The 632-nt window shown below is 62.0% G+C and carries 1 protein-coding gene; it reads left to right on the forward strand.

The window, feature by feature from the left end; all coding sequences use genetic code 11:
* A partial coding sequence (locus HU762_RS27010; protein ID WP_186641874.1) for an amino acid ABC transporter permease occupies window positions 1–632 on the forward strand: 632 nt, incomplete at both ends.

The raw sequence follows: 632 nt of genomic DNA on the forward strand, positions 1-632 counted from the left end.
GCTGCACGGCGGCGTGTTCGGCCTGGCCACCGTGGCGACCAGCCAATGGGGCGGCCTGATGCTGACCCTGGTGATTGCCACCGTTGGTATCGCCGGCGCCTTGCCGCTGGGTATCGTCCTGGCGCTGGGGCGTCGTTCGAACATGCCGGCGATTCGCGTGGTCTGCGTGACCTTCATCGAGTTCTGGCGCGGCGTGCCGTTGATCACGGTGCTGTTCATGTCGTCGGTGATGCTGCCGTTGTTCCTGCCTGAGGGCATGAACTTCGACAAACTGCTGCGGGCGCTGATCGGCGTGATCCTGTTCCAGTCGGCCTACGTGGCCGAAGTGGTGCGTGGCGGTCTGCAAGCGATTCCGAAGGGGCAATACGAAGCGGCCGCGGCGATGGGCCTGGGCTATTGGCGCAGCATGGGCCTGGTTATCCTTCCGCAGGCGCTGAAGATGGTGATCCCGGGGATCGTCAACACCTTCATTGCGCTGTTCAAGGACACCAGCCTGGTGATCATCATCGGCCTGTTCGACTTGCTCAACAGCGTGAAACAAGCTGCCGCCGACCCGAAATGGCTGGGCATGGCCACTGAAGGCTATGTGTTTGCCGCCCTGGTGTTCTGGATTTTCTGTTTTGGTATGTCCC

Source organism: Pseudomonas sp. SWRI92, assembly GCF_014268685.1.
GTDB lineage: Bacteria > Pseudomonadota > Gammaproteobacteria > Pseudomonadales > Pseudomonadaceae > Aquipseudomonas > Aquipseudomonas marvdashtae.